Source organism: Sphingobacterium sp. UDSM-2020 (assembly GCF_016132525.1).
In the GTDB taxonomy this organism is placed as follows: Bacteria; Bacteroidota; Bacteroidia; order Sphingobacteriales; family Sphingobacteriaceae; genus Sphingobacterium; species Sphingobacterium anhuiense.
This window is the reverse complement of sequence record NZ_CP066166.1, coordinates 3,183,629-3,205,634: the sequence shown is the minus strand read 5'-3', so window position 1 is coordinate 3,205,634 and position 22,006 is coordinate 3,183,629. Positions and strand designations below refer to the sequence as shown.

Sequence of the window (22,006 nt, the reverse complement as noted above, 5' to 3'; positions counted from 1 at the left end):
CGAACGCAGAGCTTAATTTCAAATTCGGAATAATTCATAATTTGGTTATTCGGTATGTGATCCTATCTTCACACCTTCATTTACAGTATAAAGCTCAGGTTTATAAAAAATGATTACCACCAATAATTTGCTATTTTATAATGTTATTTTTGCGCACAATTATATTTAAGCAGATCAACTTTATTTAGTTACATTTTTTATATATCTTTAGGTACACTAAGAAAATAACCCGTTATAAAATCTGCTCTTCTACCAGAATTTATTACTAACATTATGCAGCACATCTACGAAAATTTCACCTTTCCGCCAGATCAATCATTTACGATTCGTGCAGAAGAATTAGAAATCAAGAAATATACCTCCTTAAAATCGCATGTAAATTTCGAGATTGCCTTATTGGAAAACTGTACAGGAAAACGCTTTATAGGTGACCATATTGAAGATTTCAAGGGTGACGAACTCGTACTTATGGGAAGCTATTTGCCACATTGTTGGCAATATTACAATACGATAAATAGCAAGCGTCCTGCTGATGCTATAATTGTACATTTCTATCCCGATTTCCTCGGAAAAGATCTATTGACAAAACCTGAAGCAGTACACTTGAATCAACTTTTCGAAAATGCATCAAAAGGTGTATTGTTCACTGGTACAATTGTGGTTGATGCTAAGGAAATATTATACCAAATGTTGACTGCCACTGGACTTACACGCGCAGTTCTAATGTTACAACTATTGGACAAATTGGCTTTATCGTCTACATGTAAAACGCTATCATCACCCTCATTTCATATTATCGAAACTTCGACTGAGGCCAATCGAATTAATCGTGTATTCGACTATATATTTAAGCATTTTAAAGAAGATATTTCTCTTCAGGATGTGGCTTCTGTCGTACCAATGTCCACCTCTGCTTTTTGTCGATTTTTCAAAATGCAGACTAACCGGACATTAGTTGATTTCATCAAGGAAATACGTATCGGGCATGCCGCCAAATTATTAATGGAAGGAAATTACAACATCACGGAAACCTGCTATAAAAGTGGTTATAATAATATTTCCAACTTCAACAAGCATTTTAAAGATGTCAAGGGTAGTTCACCTCGAGATTTTGCCAAGAAATACAAAATTACAGCCGAGATTGAAACACTTTAATTATTAAATTCATAGAAGGGCAAAGCCTCTACCCACTTTTCCCCTTCTTCTGTTCCATTGACACCCTTTTGATAGGTATTCATTAACTTATTCCATGATGCGCACTTGGGGTTATGGGCTTCAGCTATTTTCCCCATTTCATCTAGATCAGCACCCACAGGTACAGATATCGCCATTACAATGAGATCTTTAAAATGATAAAGTGTGATCCGTTTATAGCCCGCTTTTTTAAATCCAGCTTCAACTTCAGGCCATACCTGCTTATGATATGTTAAATATTCCTGTAGCTTTTCATCATTATCAACTGTATTCACAACAAATACTTTCTCTTCAAATGTTGTAGAGCCCTGATTATTTTCAGGTTGCTTGCACATGACAAATAAGATAGAACTACATAATAAAACAAAACCTATCCTAAAATTTTTCATAACTAGATCAATTAAAATAAATATATATCGCCATCATAACCGTTGCAAGGCCAGCCCATGTCCACCAAATAGAACTAGAACTGCCCATTTTATCTTTAACATCCAATAATGTAGGGATTTCCGTCTTAACTTCAGACTTTGTTAATAAAGTTACAGTAACAATAACGACACTCAATGCTACAAAAATATAAAAAGAAAGCATTAAAAAATGAGGCCAATATCCTTCATAAGGATAATTAAGTACATGACAAGCCCCTAGCACCAAGCAAATGAATCCTCCACCGTAGAGTACGATTTCAGCCGCTTTACCATTAATACGCTTCCAAAAAATGCCCCATAGAAAAACCACAGCGAGCGGTGGCGAAAGAATGGACACTAATCCTTGTGTTAGATCGAAAAATCCTTTACCGGAATACGAAAATAAAAGTGCAATACCTACCCCAACAATCGCTGCGACCACCGTAACCCATTTACCCATCCTGACCTGCTGTTCCCGATTAAGCACCTTAAATTGCTGGACAACATCCAACGTAAAAACAGTACAAAATGAATTCAAGCTTGATGATACAGTATCGACCAACGAAGCAATCAATGCGGCAATACTTAAACCAAGAAGACCGTGGGGCATCAATTCTTTGATCATTGTGATATAAGCATTATCAGGCGCTGTATCTCGAAACAAAACATAACACATAATACCCGGCAGGATAAATATAATCGGCATAATCACTTTTAGGGTTCCAATAAAAATAGCACCGTACTGACCTTCTTTCAGATCTCTAGCCGCCAACACTTTCTGAACAATTGTCTGATCGGCACACCAATAGTAAATTGCGACGACAGGATAACCTAATAAAATTCCTACCCAAGAATATGCCTCATTGGAGGCCGGCAGAAAAAGTTTCCAATAAGATTCTGGTGTTTGACTTACCAATGCGTCAACACTACCAATTTTCTGAAACCCTAAAAAGGTAAGTATAACAGAAGAGATGATAATGATAACAGATTGAAATACTCCGGTCCGTACCACTGCTTTCAACCCTCCAATTGCCGTAAAGCTTGTTGCAATAACCGCGATCACTGCGATTGCAGTAAATAACGAAATACCGAATATTCCAGATATGAGCAAGCCGCCTGCATAAAGTGCACTTCCTAACCAAACCACCAAAATAGAGATCAAACTATATACAATCAAGAAATTATAAGATCGCTTACCGAAACGTATCATTAAAAATTGCGGAATTGTACTGATCTTGGTTTTTAAATAATAGGGAAGAAAAACCATCGCGAGCAACATCAGAAATACCCAGGCCAATAATTCAAAATTACTGGCAACAATACCATGTGTAAAACCTATACTGGCAAAACCGATCAACATCATAGGACCAGCATTAGCTCCAAAAATAGAAAAACCGATCTGCCACCATTTCAGTGTGCGTCCACCCAAAAATATATCCTGCTGATTCTTTTCCTTTTTATTAAAACGAAATCCAACATATAATAAGATTAACGCGTATAATCCTAAAACTAAATAATCAATATAATTGAATGATAAGCTCACAATATGGTTGTTTTTATTTTATTACATCGTTACTAATGGATTGTAATTCGAGACTTGATGCTTTTCCCATATCTGTTCCCTTATTACTTTATTTTCTTTATAACAATAATCCCAATCTATCCGTACCGGTAATCCTTCAGATTCAGGTAAATGAAACTGTCCATTGCTTAAAGTAGGGCAGATCAAAAAATACTTTTCTAATCCAAACATCAGCGAATAGAGGTATTCGATCATTCCATTATCATCGGCAGTAGTCATTAGGAAGGTCGAATATAAAGAATAACCTCCAGAAGAAAGCTGTAAATTGCGTGATTTACATAAATCTCGTACCTCCATCCATTCTTTCATTCCTCCGAACTGAGTCGGTACCGGTTGCAGATGTCCAACACCACAATTAGCCAGCATAGGAAAAATTTTTGAAGTCCTTTCCGATTCTCCATAAGCGACAGTCAATGAGGTTTGCTTACAAAGCTCTTCGATCTGATCGTATGCGGCAGAATGGATCGGTTCTTCTATCCAACATAGCGCTTGCTCGCCGATAGCGTCAATAAATTTAAACACATCCTTACACGACCAGATCTGATTGGCATCCACTGCGACCTTCATCTTATTATCCACCAGACGTTGCACATGTTTTACGCGTTCAATATCTTCACTGATATTTGTTCCAAAATCTTTTCCGATCTTCATCTTGTAGCAATTCACACCAGCTTCCAAAAACACACGTACTTCATCTTCCAACTGTTGTAAAGTATAGTTCGTTCCGCCACCGCTACCATATATTTTAACCGTATTTCGAGTACCGCCGATATATCGGTACAAGGGAATTTTTTTACGTCTAGAAGCTAGATCATATAGGGCCATGTCTACCTGCCCCAATAAGGCTGAAGCCGCTCCTTTAAATCCTTCATTTCGAATTGACCAATATAATTTCGGAAAAAACTCTTTGTATGGAATACCTTTACAGTGAAACAAAATTGGAAATAAGCAAGTCTCTAAAATATTGGTGTAGCTATTGTATACCGGTGCCTCTCCTATATAGCCATCTTCATCTTCTATTCTGATAATGGATAAGCCAAAAGACTGAAATGGACCCATTGTTGCATCCTGAAAGGGGGTGACATTAGCCACTGGCTCTAAAACTCTAATGCTAATTTTTTGAACATTAAAAATTTCATCATCTATTTCATTCATTTATTATTTTTTAAAGGTTTGAAGGATTTCATTATAAATAGCTGCAGGCAAAATACCGGACTCGATCGCATGGAGCGAACTCTTAAGTTGTTCATGATCTGCTGCCCCCAGCACCATTTTAAATGAAGCAGGGATTGTGCATATAAAACGTAAGGCCAATACGTCTAAGGGAATATGATATCGTTGCGCAATTGCCTCTATCTTCTGGGCTTGTTCTATACTCTTCGTATCGAGCCAACTTGGGGGAAAGTTTAAAAATTCTTGAAAGTTACATCCTAATAGTCCCATATTTAGCGGGCTAGCCGCATAATAGTGTTTATGGGTATTTTCACAACTTCGTATAGTTGTACGAAGCGCATCAATACAACAAGCGTTAAGCCTATTATATTCCATGATAACATCAAATACATCATCTTCAAGGTATGGTGCAAATGCAACAGGTAAATTACCCCCAACACCAATTTTCTTTGCAAGGCCATTTTGTTTAAAATATCGCATTCGCGAAACAACATTTTCGATTTTTTCAGTAGGAATTGCTGCTGGATCATGTAAAAAAAGTACATCAATATTCGAAATACCTAGCGTTTTTAAACTATTTTCCACACTTCTTTTCATTCCATCTGCAGAATAATCATATGTTGCCTGATCGGCCTTATAACTTTTTAGCCGTCCCACTTTAGTGCTAATCTTAGGTAATTCACCTTCCCAATGTACGAGCGCCTTCCCTACAAATTGTTCAGCATCTCCATATGCTGGGGCAGTATCTATTGCACTAATACCATGCGACATGGCATATTCAATTGTAGCGATCGATTCCTCAGCCCTGACATTTCCCCATACACCACCCAAACCTGCAGTTCCCAATATTATTTTATCTATTCCCAGATTGTACATTTCTAAATTTTTCTTTTCAAAAAATACTAAAGCATTTCACTGTCTACTCCAACTCTGCATCCCTTATTATATTGTATGGAGTTCAGCTATATCTTTAATTTTGTAAAACATTCAACATGTCTCAACTATAAAAGTCCAATTAAATATTCACCCAAACCAGCAGTATTTTATCCAAAACAGATGTTTTCTTCCCTAAGACAACAAACTAATTTCTGTTTTTAATACATTCAATTTTATAGAAATTATAGCTCATAAGGTTTAAATAATTTTAGAGTTGTACCAATCATAATGTTTTTAACAGGTGTTTTTTTATCTAGCTAGTTTCATAAATTTAAAATCACACTATGATTCTTATATGTTGTTTCTATATAATTTAAAATTGGAATATTTAACATTTCAAAACTACCCGAAACTTGACTTTTTGTAGTATTTTATTTGCAAATTTTACAAAATTTCAAAAAAAACCGTTAGTTCGAATCTCTTCAAGACTAACGGAATTCAAGTGGCTTTAATTAAGTTAAACTATTTCTAAAAAACGATTAATGTAAAGTCGGGTCAAAGTCCCCACCCCAATTTTTATTCTGCTCCAAATTTGGATTTTGATTAATATTCGACAGTTGGATAGGAAAAAAATAGTAACTTTCAGGCATAACCATTGCCTTAGGTCCATTTGTAATCAATTCGACTACCTTATACGTAAAATGCTCCGGCAACAATTCAAAGCGATTAGCTTTCAGAATATCATCAGCCGTTATTTCTTCCACGGTGCGTCCGTTCACAGCTGTTGCCATGAGACCATACTTATGCATACCATCCAATTTATGCAATAAACGATGGCGTCTCAAATCCCAGAATCGCTTTCCTTCAAACATGAATTCGACATACTTCTCATCCAGTAATGCGGTACGCATTTCTTCACGGCTCATCCCCACTTTTAAGCCATACATTCCATCTATTCCCGACTCAATACCCGCACGATGACGGATAGCTTTTAAAACTGCTAACGCTTCAGCTGGTTTTCCTATTTCATTAGCTGCCTCAGCATAATTAAACAAGACCTCTGCATACCTAATTTCTGGCCAGTCGACATCATTCAAAGTCACTTGTGCAGATGGGAGCTCCTCCATAATGCCCTTTCTCGTATAAAAACCTGTACGACTAAAATTCTCTCCTTGAATCACGAAACCAAAAGCATCCATAGACTTTGCGATTCCAGCCATCGTATACTGCCGGCGTCCTTTTATTCCACTCAATTCATAAAGCTCACCGTTCCAGACCATCGTTGCATCGAATCGAGGGTCACGATTTTTCCAATAATTCTGTAAATTATAGCTATAGGCAGAACTTGGATCACCAGGTTTCTTTCCGTCTTTCATTGGAAAGGCTTCAGCCATTGCCCAAATCGGCTCATCATTTCCTGTCGCATTTTTTGATTCAGAAAGTGGACGGATACCATCCTCTCCTCGTCCATTCGTTTTCGCAGGATTGACATAAATTACTGAAAACACATTTTCCTTATGTCCTTTAGTTTCAAAAAGTTTTTTAAAATCTTCCAATAAGCCATAACCATTCAGATCCAAAAAATCTTTCGCATCCTTATTGACAGTATAAGCATCCTGCCAATAAGCATTTCCATAAGGATTGGTTGGATTAAATTGAGGCGAAGCTTTATACAGCAAAACTCTCCCTTTAAATGATTTCACAATTGCCTGATCAATTCGTCCTCTATCGTTATCTGCGTACTTCGCAGGTAACACCTTCGCTGCTTCATCCAAATCCTTAATAATAAAATTAAAACACTCTGCAGTGGAATTTCTTTTCACTTTTAGGTCATCAGTCAACTCCTGAGGTATTTCAATGATAGGAACACCACCATGGTAATAAACCATTTTGAAATACAAGAATGCGCGTAAAAACTTGGCTTGTCCAATCATAGGGTCTTTCTGCGCAGCTGATATCGTACTTTTCGACATCTCTTTTAAAAAGATATTGATACTTCTTACCGCGGCATAGGGCCAGAATTTCATAGTTCCATTATCAGTCGTAATTGCGCCATCTCCAATAATTCCTTTTGACTCATCACTGTAAATCCCATTATTCACAGGCCAACCCGATAAGCTTCTGGAATATAAATTATTTAAATATGCTGTTGCCGTGAGTGGATCTTCAAAAGTTCCTTCAGTAGGATAGCGACTTAAGTCATCTACATCATTCAATACTTTGCTACAACTTGAAAAGATAGCCATCATAGTCATTATAGAGAAGAAAATTGTAAATTTTCTTTTATTATTTCGTACAGTTATCATCGTTAATTTGCTTTAAAAAGTAATATTCAATCCGCCAGTAAAAGTTTTCATCAGTGGATAAGAATCCAAGGTTTCTTGTTCCGGATCATGCTCTTTTAGTCCAGTAAGGTAGAAGAGATTTGTTGCATTAAAATAAAACTGAACACGACTTAGACCAATAGATTTAAACCAATTATCTGGTAATGCATAAGCAAGATCTAAATTTTTCAATCGGATATATGCCCCATTTCTAATCCAAAATGTAGATGGTCCACCTCCTACATCGGCCACTTGAAACTCTCCTGAAACTCTTGGATATTCGGCATTTGGATTTTCAGGAGTCCAATAATTATTTGCCCATAACTCAAAATAAGGACGGTCATTTTGGAATACACCACCACCATTTCTAGTACTCACCATTCGATCATAGGCACCCACTCCTTGGAAATGCGCATTTAAGCTAAATCTTTTCCATTCAAAGTTAAAACCAATTCCATAGTTAATACGAGGAGACCCATTATCCGACAAATAGGTCATATCATTATCGTCGATTTTACCATCAGGACCTTCTGAGAAATTAGCCCCTCTAATATCTTCAAACAAGAGGTATCCCAATTTAGGAGAACGCCCATATTGTATAAACCCTTCCGGTAATTGGTCCAGTTGCTCTTGCGTCCGGATAATTCCTTTTGAGACTAAACCATAAACCCGATTTGCTGGTTGACCAATTGCACTTCTCCAATTGTCTTGATATGTTCCATCTCTAAGCGCTGCTGCCTCATCAATTATGTCCCATTGATCTACAGCATAACCCATATTAGCATAAAAAGAATACTGAAAATCATTACCTGATTTATTTTTCCAATTAACGGAAAAATCAAGACCTTTCCATGAGCGTTCAGCATAATTCACATCGGGTAAACTAGCTCCCAAAGTAGAAGGAGTAGAAGCAAGTCTTGCTCCTAAAATATCGCTTTGCGTTCTTTTGAAAAAGTCTATTTCACCTGTTAATTTTTGACCAAAAAAGCCATAATCAATGCCGAAATCAAACATACGAGAAGTAGACCAAGTTATAGATGGATTGGGCATTGGTCCTGCTGTTAAACCGTCACGTAAGGATGAACCAAATACAAATCCAGAACTTTTAGTGTAAGCTTGAGTCCACAGAAATGGAGCTACAGGCCGATCGCCAGAATCATCATTACCCGAAGAACCATAAGAAGCCCGCAGTTTCAAATCACTTAACCAGGAGATTTGCTTCATAAATTGCTCTTGCGAGACCCGCCAAGCGGCTGATGCTGAAGGGAAAAAACCCCACTGCTTACCAGGTGCGAATTTATAATTACCGTCATAACGGAATGAAACTTCAGCAATATACTTGTCCGAATAAGTATAATTAAAGCGTCCGATCCATGAAGCCCGTGCACTTTCAGACTCATTACCGTCAAACCATCGTTTCAAAATATCGGACGAGGTATTATAGATCTGATCTATATTCGTCGTTAATAATTCATCTGCACGACCTGTCAAGTATTTACCATTGCCACCCGCCTGTTCATAGCCTCCTAAGGCTGAAACAAAATGATTACCAAAGGTATTTTCATATTTTAAATTCCAGTTGAGCTGATATGAATTATCTAAATTGACCTGTTCATTGATATTGGGATAGGTTGAGCTTAGATTATGAATATTTACCTTAGTCGGATCAATTGGACCCGGAATAAATTTATTTGTTGTACTTGCCGACTGAAAGATATACGCTTTATTATGCAAAACAAAAGCTTTTGAGTTGCGATCTGAAGCCATATAATGTCCTTGCAAGCTGGTACTCAAACCTTTTAGAACATCTGAAAGGTCTAAATCAAGCCGGACAATTCCATCCAAATTTCGATTTTTTTTATGGCGATAACTGCCACTATTTTCCATTAACTCAATTGGATGCCAAGCTCCTGGAACCACAGGAAACGCCTTCGTATCCGAAGTTGGATTGCCATTTTCATCTACATAAAAAGGATATAGACGAGTCCAGTTAAACGTTGCTCGGTAAAAATCTCCTACGTTAAAGTCATCTTCACCGTCATATGGCCAATACCATCGATCATAATTTCGTTGATTTCCACTCAAGTTTACACTCACTTTAAATCGGTCTGTAATCTTTGCGCTTACATCAGATCGGAAATTATAACGATCATACCCTAAATTTTTATAGGACCCCTTTTCCGTATGATAACCCATCGAGAAATAGTAAAGGATCGATTCACTTCCTCCTCTTGCAGATAAATTATGTTGTTGTACTGTTGGAGACTGCCAGATATAGTCGTTAATATTATAACTTTTATCCTTGAAATAATCTATGATATCCTGTCCATAAGGTTTTTCTTGATCTTTTGTAACAGCAACCTGATTCAAAAATTCTATTTCTTCTGCGGCACTATAATCCTGAATAGGTTTAGTAGGCGATGAGGTTGAGAAAGACGCTTTATACTCAAATACTGGCTTTTGACTTACACCTCTTTTTGTTGTTACAAGTACAACACCATTACCGGCCTTTGATCCATAAATAGATGCAGTTGCGGCATCTTTAAGAAAATTGATCGTTTCCACCTCATTGGCATCCAGCGCATCAAAATCTGCCTTTCCACTTATGATACCATTAATAACATACAAAGGCTCTGCAAAACTTCCGCGAATACGAATCGATGACGAAGCTCCTGCCAATCCCGAAGTTCCAACGGCTGTTACCCCAGGAGCCCTTCCTGCGATTAAGTTAGACAGATTTCCTGCCGGGATATTTTTAATTTGTTCAGTACTCACCGAGGAAACCGCACCTGTTAAATTTACTTTCTTTTGTGTACCATACCCCACTACGACAACTTCTTCCAAATCGGAGGCACTTTCCGTTAAAACAACATCAATAATAGATTGATTATTGACCGGTATCTCTTTTGAATTTTTACCAACATAAGAGATCAGTAATACAGCATTTGCAGGTAAACTTGATAATTCAAAAGTTCCATTCTTATTCGTTAAAGTAGCATTTTTTGTACCTTTAACCCTAATTGAAGCTCCTTGAATAACGTTACCTTTTTCATCGGTAACTATCCCAGTTACTATTTTTTGTTGAATACTAAAATCAAATAGATGGTCTTTTGTTACAAAAACTGAATTAGATCTTATCACTTTTGCTGATGCAAAAGTAGGCAGCGTGTGTATCGCAGAAGCGATAATCATGACGCCCATCGTCAATATTCCATTATTTAAATTTGGTTTGTAGAGTTTATATTTTTCATTCATAATTTCATAGGTTAATATGGTTAGCATTGGATAGCAGTTTCTTAGTAAAAGAATATTATCAATTCTTTTAGCTAAGAGTTTTTAATTAGTTTTCATCATAGGCGATCACTTTTATGTAAACGATTTAGGGTTAAATAGATTTATTATAATTTTATTAAAATGAGCTTACTTATCATTTATTGAATTCACAGCTTCAGGTTTACCTATAGTTTTAAAGTCAAACTTTAAAACAGGAGACTGCTCACCTGAAAAATCGCTTGTAATCACAACTTCATTTTTACCCTCATCCCAATGCGGCATACTCCCTATTTTTATCTCTTTCAGCTTGTTCCAAGTTGCATCACATAAATAAATTACCTGGCCATCGCACATCAGCTTGTCACCTGCTTTAATTGATTCATTTATTTCAATCACTTGAAACTTATTTATTTCTAGCTTTAAATTGGTTATTGTTGCCGTTTTATTTCCTTCAATTGTATTGGCTTCGATATAAAATTGAACAGGTTGAGCGTCGAACGAATTTTCTATATTAAAATGACTTGCAACAGGTTCGCCAGTCTGTACTTCTCTAAATTTGTGTTCATTTCCCATTAACAAACGAACAGGATAAAGCTCCCAACTAGAATCTGTCAATTTCTTCAAGTGAAACTCTTTTTTAGGATCTTTAAACATCTCAATCTGAGCAGTGCTAAATGCCCGACTATTTCTAGCCTTCTGCCATTCTCGGATAGCTTCAAAAAAATGATTTTTAAAACCGCTTTTTTCAATACTTTCGTCAATTCGTAAGAGGTAACCTGCATCAAATGCGGCACTTCGAGCCTGTATCCATTCTATTTCTTCTGGACGATAACCTGGATCAATTTTAAACCAACCGAGCATACCGGGCATATAATTTCGTTGAAAATAACGCTGATTTTCAATCCGATAATTGATCTGACTTTCTCTTAACCCACTATACCATGGTTCTCCCCAGTTCATATAAGAATAGATATGCCAAAAATAATGTGCCGTATTTGAGCCACAAACCAAACGATCACGATCTAACGTCTTATACCATTCAGATATGAATTTATTCTCACCGTAAGTACCATGCCCCGTCGCCTCAAGACCTTCAAATCCATCAAAATCCATCAGATCTATACCGGTCTCATTACATACTTCAGCTAATCTTTTGGCATACTTCTGTTGCAGATATATATCAGGTAAAAATCCATTATAGCTATTATTTGCAAGTTTATCCACCTTAACCCCCACCTTATGTTTTGCCTTAACCGTTTTAAACTGACCTCTAACCAAACCTTCCAATCGCCATGGTTGTTCTTTCGAAACAGACTTGTATGCAATCAACTCATCCCCAATTTTAATGGTATGTGTTGTCCCCATATTGTTAAACCATAAAGGATCTTTTATAAATAGCTCCCGGTCATCTTCACCTAAATCCTTTAATAAAATAGAACTACCTGTTTTTGCCAAACTATCATTAGGAACTGGAGAAACATATGCATCGTTTACTCCAGTAAAAGTAGTCAGGGTATGTATACCAATCGATATACCTGCATCTTTAGCTTTTGCAGTAAACTTTTTAATATCACCTACTCCATTTGGAAAACGTTTAGTCCGTAATCCGAAATGTCCCCAACTTTCAAAAATATCGCCAATATGTATTAATCTGAAATTAGCCTGTTTCGCATAATGTAAACAGTTATCCATATTATTCCCTTCATACAACATATAAGCTTCCGAAGGTCTTCTTGATCTTTTAGTCCAAACACCATCAATCATAGGGCGCGGTAGGCCCTCACCCAGTTCGATTGCTTCAATCACATTCAAGACCTCAGGCTCAGGACAACCAAAAAGTGCAATAGCACTACCTAAAAAATCGGAATCGATTGCAGGAACATACTGAATAGATGCATCCGTACCCATGATTCTAGGTATATTTCTATTTCTAGAAAACAGACGGAGTTCACTCCCATGTGGCTTCTTTACAGCCATACTACCTCTATACATCCGAACATAGTCCGGTAAATCACCATCCTTATTGACATCAATAGAAACCCTTTTGCCTATTTGATCTTTTAAAGATTCGGGCAGATGTTGTCCTGGTAAAGGGTCAATAAACATACCTCCACCAGCATTATCTCCACTTTCAGGAATCCCTTCTATGGTATTGATGTTCAATGCTTGTATACCCAAAGCAAATTCCTTATCTCTCACCACTCCCACTGTTTCACCTACTATTTGGTTTATTGTTGTTTGATAGGGCCCCCAAACTATAGCTTCAATATCTTTACTAGAACTTAAAGAAAGTAACTCCAATCGGAGATATGTTCCTTTATTGATTATTTTAACAATTGCAATATTTTTGGTTGAATAGTATAGACTTATTGTCTGGGCAGTTTTATTATAGACTGCTTTTTCAGGATGGATATAAGTTGATTTTTTGTAAAGACTTAATATTGGGGAAGATTGTCCATTAGAAAAATACTCCTTTTCTTTAGATTTATCAAACAAACTCGTAATACTTCCTTTATCATCAATAGTAATTTTCAAATAGTCTGTCTCAATATTAAACTTAATATCTACACGAAAAGAGGAAAGTATAAATAGGCCACATAGTAGGGACAATTTAATCCATATTTTATAGTTTTTCATTGGTTTATAGTACTTTGTAAGTAAATTTGGTTATTTATCAGATTATAACAGTTGGTCTTTTAAGTTCTAATCATAGATGGTTAATAAAAAACAATAATCGTTTATGAACAACACCATTGCTTATTTTATACTGTAAAGATTAAAATATGTTGCCTGAGCAGCTACTATTATTTTGACTTTTATCTATGTTTTTTTGCACAAAACATCTCATGTACAATCACTTTAAAGCATTGTATTGACACAAAATTTTCTTCGTAACAGATTATGAAATTTTTATCAAAATCTCATATCTATGAAAATTTAGCCAAAGAAACACTTAAAATAATAGGCGAGAATAGTGATAAACTATACTTTGATTATATAATCTTTGAGATTGACTGTCATAACTTTCAAAGCTTTTGTAATGTGATATTCCACACCCTTCACGGTAATACCCAACTCCTCTGCTATTTTCTTACCGCACAGATGCTGATGTCGGCTTAGTACAAATACTTCTCTCGTCTTTTTTGGTAGACATTCTAAAGTCTTTGCAGTAATTTCTTTAATTTCTTTCGAAAAAAGAATCTCTTCGTCTCTTTTATCTAAAGTATCCATATGCTGTTGCAACTGCTTTACATTCCAATCATCAATAGATTCAACAAATCTTCTCAGAACTTTTTGATGTTTGAGGTAATCAAGAGCCTTGTTTTTTACAACCCTAAAAAGAAAACTCTTAGGAGATTGAACAGTTTCGACATTCATTCGTTCCCACAAGACAATCAGCGCTTCAGAAGCAATGTCTTCCGCGACTTCATTGATATGAACAAGAGATCGTGCAAATAAAAATGATCTTTGATGATATTCATTAAACAACTCATTAAAATTTTGTATTACCTGTACCTGTTCCATCATTCAACTCAGAAATAAAGAATAGACGTTTACTTTGCGTATCGTATTTTTTATTAGGTTATAACTAAATAGTTGTTTTCGCAGTAATATTTCTTCTATTCGTACATCGTAAAGATTCGCAATTCAGATAAATACAACCACGCTTAATTTGACCTTTATCTATGTTTTCTTTGCAAATAGTACCATTATTTGGGAACTAAACTTTAATTAGGATATTGTCACCTATTCTTAAATAGATTCTAAAAAAAATGCATGATTCAACTGAAGAGAATATTAAAATATGGATAAAAACAATCCACATAAATCCCCCTAAAAACACAAAGGGCTCCAATTCATTGGGGCCCTTTGTGTTTTTAATAAATCAAAATTACAATTGAACAATCAGCGGTTTATTCGCAGTCACTTTCATTGTTTTTACTTTATTTTTATAACGCACTGTTACCTTTTTAGTCTCTTTAGCATATATGGTAGCATCAATCAACTCTCCATTTTCCCACTTCATATCCACAAGCAATCCATTACGTACGCGCAAACCTTTTACTTCTCCAGTTGCCCAAGTCGGTGGCAGTGCTGGCAATAAATGTACCTCATCATTATGACTTTGGATCAGCATCTCCGCAATACCCGCAGTACCTCCAAAGTTACCATCGATCTGAAATGGCGGGTGTGTATTAAAAAGATTATCCAAAGTTGTTTTAGCGAGGAGCTCCTGCACATTTTTCCCAGCCTCATCACCATCCAGCAAACGTGCGTAAAAATTGATCATCCAAGCTCGACTCCATCCTGTATAGCTTCCCATACGGTTGCCTTCATTCTCATTATAAAAACGACGACGGGCTATCGTTCTGCGTGCAGCTTCAAAAATTTCAGGGTTATTTGCATTAATTGATTTCCCTGGATACAAACCAAAAAGATGCGAAATATGTCGGTGCCCCGGTTCAACCTCTTCATAATCCTCTATCCATTCCTGAATCGTGTTATAGCGTGGACTAATTTTAACCGGAGGTAGTTTTTTCATTGCATTTTTCAAGCGATCAGAAAAATCAGATTTTTGACCTAAAATTGTTTCTGCTTCCACACATGCATGGAATAATTCATTGATGATCTGTACATCCATGGTTGCACCATACGTTAACATAAACTGCTTTCCATCAGCCATGCGATATTGATTTTCAGGAGAATTCGAAGGAGCTGTAACCAAATTTCCATTTTTATCTTCGACAAGATAATCCAACATAAACTGCGCGGCTTCCTGCATCGACGGATAAGCCTCTTTTCTCAAATATTCTTTATCCTTTGTAAACAGATAATGATCCCATTGATGCAGTACCAGCCATGAAGCTGCAATAGGAAAAGTTCCCCATCCAACGCCATCCGTTATCGCGGTACGTCCGAATAAATCCGTCAGGTGGTTCATTGTCCAACCGGAAGCATTATATGTTTTCCGGGCTGTTACACGGCCGGGTTCACGTAAAGCAGAAATAAAATTTGAAAAGGGTATTACGGTTTCAGAAAGGTTACACACCTCTGCTGGCCAATAATTCATCTGGATATTGATATTGGTATGAAAATCAGAACTCCATGGCGCATTCATATCCTCATTCCAGATACCCTGCAGATTAGCAGGCAGTACACCTGGCGCACGGGATGATCCCATCAATAGATAGCGTCCATATTGAAAATATAGACTAACCAGAGATAAATCCAGTTGGCCCTCTTTCACCATTTTTAGACGCTCATCGGTGGGCAACATAGAGGGGGGACCCATATTAAAAACCACACGGTCAAATAATGTACGATGATCCATTACATGACGTTTCTCAGCCTCCTCAAAAGGTAAATTTTTAACCTTATCGATGATCTCCTGACAACGTAAAAATGGATCTATGGTCCGGTCATAATTTAATATCGAAAAATTATAATCGGTCGCGGCCGTAAAATAGAATAACACCTCGTCGGCCTCTTTCACAAAAAGTGAATTGGCTGTCGCCATTAGACTACCTCCTTTGTTTACGCCGCGTATTAAACCTGCAAATTTCATATGTAGCCCTGCTTCGCCAGCATCTTTCTGTGGCAGATCTGCAATCTGCCCTTGTATGCGGAGTTCCTTATCACTATGTGGTGTCGCAGTGGCATCCTGTTCCCTACCGTACGATAAACGAAAAGTAAGCTTACCCGGTTTATCTGCTGTCAAGCGGATGACGATTACATTATCAGGTGCCGATACAAAGACTTCTCTTTTATACTGCACCCCGTTCAATTGGTATTGTACAGCTGCAATACCACTTTGAATATCCAATTCACGTCGATAATCTGTAATCTGTTCAGGCTTATACCGTTCGTTCGCAAAATCAATCTGTAATTCTCCAAAAGACTGGTAAGAGCGTATTCTTAACGGGTCGCTTTTTAGGTATTTTTCGGATAGCGCGGCAGCTTTTTCAATTTCACCAGCGATCAATAACGCTTGTATTTCGGGCAATTTTGCTGCAGCATCGGCATTCGCATCTTGTTTGGTACCTGCCCATAAACTTTCCTCATTAAGCTGTATCGTCTCTTTGTTATAATCTCCAAATACCATAGCACCCAAACGGCCATTTCCGACAGGCAATGCTTCATTCCAGTTTTTAGCGGGTTCTTTATACCATAAAACATGATCCTGATGTTGCGCCCTTACATCCACAACAATCATTAAGAAAAGTAAGAAGGATAGCCATACTTTTACTGTCGTAAAATATGGGATTAACTTAGTTGAAAACATATAATTTATTCAAAAGATCAAACAGCACAAACACCTCTAAAATACCCCGTTGACTCGGCCAATCCTGCCAAAGGATCTTCCATATCTTTTTCATGTTCCAAGCTACATTTACCGCTATAGTTCACCTTCCGCAATTCCTTTACAAACAAAGGAATATTTATGACTCCACGACCGAGTTCACAGGTAGTCCCTTCCGCAGTTGCCGAAGTGACATTTTTGAGGTGTATATCAAATATTCTTTTATGATAGCTTTGCAGATCTTTGATCGCATCCTGTCCATCACGCGTATCATGTCCCATATCAAAACACATGCCCAGGTTAGGATCTAAATCTTTGATCAAATTGTAGATCACAGTTGCATTGGGGTACAATTTATCTTCAGGACCATGGTTATGAATCGCAAAGCGGATCCCCGTCTCTTTAGTCTTATTGGAAAGATAAGCCAGATCTTCTTTATTAGGAATACCAATGATCAGCTTGACACCGACACGCTGCGCATAATCGAACGCATCATCAATTGCTTTAGTTGAATTGGTATAAATAGGTCCTACTGCGTAGCCAGTGATATCTGATTGTTTTAATTTTTGATGAAAATTATTGATTTCAACTGCTGTACTCTTAAAAGGAAGATGAAAATCTTTGATACATAAATATCTAATATCCATCCGCTTCATCATTTTTAGAGATTCATCCAACTTAAAATTGACAAAGCTATAGCCTGCAACTCCTAAATGAAAATTATCTTCTTTCCCTTTTTTTGCTAAGGTGGTTGCTTTTGCCTCTATTTGAAATGTACTGGCTAAGGTTAATCCAGATATTCCCAAAAATCCCTTTTGGAGAAATTCTCTTCTTGTATTCATAATAATCTTGGTATTATTTTGATCGGTTTATTTGAAATTGGTCAGACATGCTGTTGACTCTATTTCTAAAGATATTAATTTAACGCTAAATTACCGATAAATCACAATAATTTTACGCTCCAAAAAGGTATGATGGAGTAAACAACACTTCCTACAACAATTGCCTAATATTTGTTTATTCAACTTAATTTCAGTATCTTACATAAATGTGATTAAAAAACTGAGATTACACTACGTCCTCGTTCATTGATAACGACATCTCTCCTTCTATCTTTCTGGCTTTAGGCAGATCGTCTGCACTTAGCGATTCTTGCTCTTCGTAGTGAGCGGCATCAACTATTTTTTCATTTTTACATTCAGTATGAAACAAAACATTATGGTCAGCTATCCGAAGAAGACCTCTACTCCGGTCCATGTTCATTATAGCATTACGCAACAAGGAAATTTTAAAACCATCACCTGTGCAGTACCTAGTATCGAGGAGATTCCAACCTGGTTGGAACTACGCAAATTTGAACTCGTTGCTATGAAATATAACGGTAATTTTGAACTTCTCTTTGAACATAGGAAGTATGAAAAAAATATGGATACTGTACTTTTTATGGACAAAGTATTTGAAAGCATAATTGCTGTTTCAAATTAATTTCCGACAATACGATTAACTGTTGTTCCATATCTAAAAGTAAAATTCTCGAAAAGATATCGTCCAGTGATTGGATGATATCTTTTTTACGATTATACTCAAAACAAACATGCCTACCATTTCAAAATGGCAGGCATGAAAGATATAAAGAGCAGTTCGAAATTATTGTGAAAAAGTGCTAGTATGTTCTAAATTCACTCACAATTTCTTGACTGGTCAATTTTTTATTATAAACCTTTAGCTCATCTAAAATAGCATTTTCTAAGCTGATCTCGGACAGCGGAAAAACTAAGGTCTGCACTTTCTTATACTTGATTTCTTTACCACTATTCTTATCCTTATAAGGCATCACCACATCAAAAGGTTTCATATCTTTGATCAATTTACCGTTCACATACAATTGAGTACCGATATGATCACCTGTGATGCTTACCTGACTCCACTCATTTATAGGTAAAGTATAATCAAAATAGTATTGATAACCGTCACGAGCATATCCAAGACCTTTACCATCACTAAAAACTTTTGCATTTTTCGATACAAACAGATCACCAACTAAATTTGTTTCAGGTTTGATCCAGAAAGACACCGTATACTGCTCACCAATTTCAGCAATAGGTAAAATCAATTTACTTGTTTCATCCGTAAACTTAAGACCATTATCTTTTATACCTTTTTCAAATTGAGTGGCCGTGGTGCTGGCTTCTTTCCATTCGTTATTCATTTGATTGTGTGTTTGCGAATCAAAATTCAGGTGAACAATCACAGGATCAAGAGCCGCATAATGACCTCTCATATTTAGACCTGGAGCTTCAATGACAGATTTTTTCTTTTGATTGAAAGTAAATAAACTTGTATGTTGATCTGCTGCTCCCCACATTTTCTCAGCAAGTACCTGTATGGCTGGGAACACACGGTTATGCACATCTTTTTCCGATATCCCATTTCCTGCGATATCATTCCATACGGCAAACATACCACCATCAACGATCGGATCACCTTTTTCAAATGTAACATCGCCAATCTTTCTCGGCTCCCAATTATTATACAGATTGTCGGTGTTGAGGTAATCGTAATAATAACCAGCGGCCGGTACGATATATAACCAACCATCAGGTGTACTGATCTGTTGGTAACCCAATTTTTTCATCGCTATAGGATCGGCATACCCGTTATACCACATGTTCAATCTTACATCCTTAACCCGAACAGGCGTTGTTCCTTGAGCATGTGTCAAAGCTCCCCAGGCTCGCACTTTTTTACCATTATCCTGGACCACTTTGATCACGTAATCTGTAAATTTTCTAAACTTCTCAGATTCACTTTTTGCATACTCATCCGTTCCGATATGTACTTCTTCACCAATAAATACCGGATTAGGACCTTTTGTATATTCATCAAAAATATTTTTGACCACCTCATAACTTTTTGGATTATCCAGATCAAGATGATCCATTCCAAACTTACGGCTCCCTACTTCAGGAATAGCATGGCTAATTGCCAATGAATGCGCAGGTACATCGATTTCCGGAATAATAGTGACCCCATACCGAAGCGCCTTTTTCTGCAGGGCAATAAACTCTGCTTTAGTATAGTAACCATCCTTTGATGCTAAATTGGGGTAACGCTCGTTTTCTAAACGAAAACCGGCATAGGTTTTATCCCAATCGTAGTTAAAATATTTATCGAAGGCGTTATCCGTAAGGTGGATATGGAAATTTGACATCTTGTAATAAGACATCATCTCCACATAATCATTTAAGAAATCGATCGTGAAAAATTTACGTCCTACATCCAGCATAAATCCCCGCACCTCGTATGTAGGATAATCACGAGAGAAACCTTTCGATATGCTCAGTTGTTTTTTATTTTGAGCAAGCAATTGAAGTAATGTTCTCGTTCCGAAAACCTTACCAGTATAATTTGGAGCCTGAATACTGAAGACATCATCAATTTTTAGCGAATACCCTTCATTTCCCAGAGCCTTATCACCTTTAGATCCAATAAAAATATCCCCCACTTTTGGTTCTCCAGCTCGCACAGGCAGATCCAGTCCGATCAACTTTTTGAGATCCTCCTTTAAAAGCTGTGCAACTTTTGACGACTCTTCATTTTGTTGTTCCAGCACGATAGCTGACTCAGGACGCAATTGGAATACTCCATCCATACCATACCATTCGCGCAAGGAAGGAATTACGAAAGGTTGTTCCCCCACTCCTTTATCACCATATACGCCTTTGATGACAATATCTTTCATCGGAATTTCACCAAAAGCCCGATCCGATTTACGTACGATCTTGTAGAGTACATTAACTTTTTTATCGATCAGAGGTTGCGATATCTGACCATTTAGGTCAATCACCACTTTATTATCGGACCCGATCAGGGAGACTTCATATCCTTTTATCTGCGGGACAACCAGCTTATTATTCTTCAGAGTCGGTTGAGAAAAGAGAGGGCTTAATTTTGTAACAGCAAGGCTATCGAGCTGTTCCTGTGCAAAAAGACCTCCAGCAATAAGCTGGAATGCCAATATTGCATAGATTTTTTTCAATTTCATAATGATCTTATGTTCTTTAGATTTGATGTTGCTAAAGTGCGAAAAATATATTTTAAAAGAGGGTGAATTTCAGTTTATAAAAACCAAAACTCACCTCTTTAAATATCAGTTTAACCAGGTTTAATCTGTTGTAATGGTCAATATAGGTGCATAGTTATAATAACTACCAGTATTAATTGTACGCGCTGCACCTCTAATGTAATATGTAGTTTTTGGTTTCAAATCTTTCAATTCATAGCTATATACGGTTTCCAAAATTTCTTTATCTGTAATTTGCTCTGTATTGGTCAATTCTCTCTTCGAAAAAAAGTTAATGTCCACAGAATTTGTCGTACCTGCTACAATTCCCACACGAGCTATTTTCTGTTTCGTATTGTCTGGTCCAAAAGCAGTTGTTACTTTTACCTTAGCCGAAGTCGCAGTTGTAGATTCAAGCTCAGCAGTGACATACAGGAATGGCCTTACTTGAATATCCTGATTGGTTACTTTATTAATCTTTACCGAAACCGTATCGTCATAAAAAAATGGACCATCAGCTACGACTTTATAATTCCCATCAAACAGCATTTTATTTTCAAATGTCCCATCCGACCTAAAGTATGATGTAATAGCAATTGCATTATCTGAAAGATCTGTTTGAAATAATCTTAATATTCCACCATTTATGGTCTGCTGAGGAACCGTATTGCCGGTCTGTTTATCTACTAACCTTCCCACAAGTGAAGAGCTTGGAGCTTCGTAATTATCTTTTTCACACGATACGATACCTATCAACAAAAAAGGAATTAAAAGTATCTGTGCTATTTTTATATTTTTTTTCATTTCTATTAA

Annotated in this window: 14 protein-coding genes; 2 read left to right on the top strand and 12 right to left on the bottom strand. The window is 36.8% G+C overall.

Annotation, left to right across the window (positions count from 1 at the left end):
* Positions 1-273 precede the first annotated feature (273 nt).
* Positions 274-1,155 carry an AraC family transcriptional regulator gene (locus JAZ75_RS13560; protein ID WP_208696053.1) on the top strand — a complete coding sequence of 294 codons (882 nt, stop codon included), beginning with the start codon at positions 274-276 and terminating at the stop codon, positions 1,153-1,155.
* Here JAZ75_RS13560 and JAZ75_RS13555 read toward each other — a convergent pair.
* From JAZ75_RS13555 to JAZ75_RS13510, 10 genes are all read right to left on the bottom strand, one after another.
* Positions 1,152-1,583, bottom strand: coding sequence for an L-rhamnose mutarotase (locus JAZ75_RS13555; RefSeq protein ID WP_208696051.1), 432 nt, complete (start codon positions 1,581-1,583; stop codon positions 1,152-1,154). The two genes, JAZ75_RS13560 and JAZ75_RS13555, sit on opposite strands and share 4 nt — an antisense overlap.
* Before the next feature lie 7 nt (positions 1,584-1,590).
* Positions 1,591-3,144 (bottom strand): SLC5 family protein, encoded by a 1,554-nt coding sequence (locus JAZ75_RS13550; RefSeq protein ID WP_208696050.1) that lies wholly within the window; start codon positions 3,142-3,144, stop codon positions 1,591-1,593.
* 21 nt (positions 3,145-3,165) lie between these two features.
* On the bottom strand, positions 3,166-4,338 hold the full coding sequence (locus JAZ75_RS13545) for an enolase C-terminal domain-like protein (RefSeq protein ID WP_208696048.1): 1,173 nt from the start codon (positions 4,336-4,338) through the stop codon (positions 3,166-3,168).
* Positions 4,339-4,341: 3 nt separating this feature from the next.
* Positions 4,342-5,232, bottom strand: coding sequence for an aldo/keto reductase (locus JAZ75_RS13540; protein WP_208696046.1), 891 nt, complete (start codon positions 5,230-5,232; stop codon positions 4,342-4,344).
* 539 nt (positions 5,233-5,771) lie between these two features.
* Complete coding sequence (locus tag JAZ75_RS13535) at positions 5,772-7,481, bottom strand: RagB/SusD family nutrient uptake outer membrane protein (RefSeq protein WP_208696045.1); 1,710 nt, start codon at positions 7,479-7,481, stop codon at positions 5,772-5,774.
* A 69-nt stretch (positions 7,482-7,550) separates the two neighbouring features.
* Positions 7,551-10,838, bottom strand: coding sequence for a SusC/RagA family TonB-linked outer membrane protein (locus JAZ75_RS13530; protein ID WP_208696043.1), 3,288 nt, complete (start codon positions 10,836-10,838; stop codon positions 7,551-7,553).
* A gap of 138 nt (positions 10,839-10,976) precedes the next feature.
* A complete protein-coding gene (locus JAZ75_RS13525; RefSeq protein WP_208696041.1) occupies positions 10,977-13,466 on the bottom strand; it encodes a hypothetical protein in 2,490 nt (829 codons plus the stop codon).
* A gap of 345 nt (positions 13,467-13,811) precedes the next feature.
* Positions 13,812-14,357 (bottom strand): RNA polymerase sigma-70 factor, encoded by a 546-nt coding sequence (locus JAZ75_RS13520; protein ID WP_208696039.1) that lies wholly within the window; start codon positions 14,355-14,357, stop codon positions 13,812-13,814.
* A gap of 364 nt (positions 14,358-14,721) precedes the next feature.
* The gene (locus JAZ75_RS13515; protein WP_208696037.1) at positions 14,722-17,112 is read right to left on the bottom strand and encodes a glycosyl hydrolase family 95 catalytic domain-containing protein; all 2,391 of its coding nucleotides are present in this window, start codon (positions 17,110-17,112) and stop codon (positions 14,722-14,724) included.
* Between the two features lie 17 nt (positions 17,113-17,129).
* The gene (locus JAZ75_RS13510; protein WP_208696035.1) at positions 17,130-17,972 is read right to left on the bottom strand and encodes a sugar phosphate isomerase/epimerase family protein; all 843 of its coding nucleotides are present in this window, start codon (positions 17,970-17,972) and stop codon (positions 17,130-17,132) included.
* A 361-nt stretch (positions 17,973-18,333) separates the two neighbouring features.
* On the opposite strand from JAZ75_RS13510, the gene JAZ75_RS13505 reads away from it, so the two are divergent.
* Positions 18,334-18,615: a hypothetical protein gene (locus JAZ75_RS13505; protein WP_132845133.1), complete on the top strand. Its 282-nt coding sequence runs from the start codon at positions 18,334-18,336 to the stop codon at positions 18,613-18,615.
* Positions 18,616-18,793: 178 nt separating this feature from the next.
* Here JAZ75_RS13505 and JAZ75_RS13500 read toward each other — a convergent pair whose 3' ends face one another.
* On the bottom strand, positions 18,794-21,175 hold the full coding sequence (locus tag JAZ75_RS13500; RefSeq protein ID WP_208696033.1) for a family 20 glycosylhydrolase: 2,382 nt from the start codon (positions 21,173-21,175) through the stop codon (positions 18,794-18,796).
* Between the two features lie 120 nt (positions 21,176-21,295).
* Positions 21,296-21,997, bottom strand: a complete 702-nt coding sequence (locus JAZ75_RS13495) for a DUF3823 domain-containing protein (protein WP_208696031.1) — start codon at positions 21,995-21,997, stop codon at positions 21,296-21,298.
* Positions 21,998-22,006 lie beyond the last annotated feature (9 nt).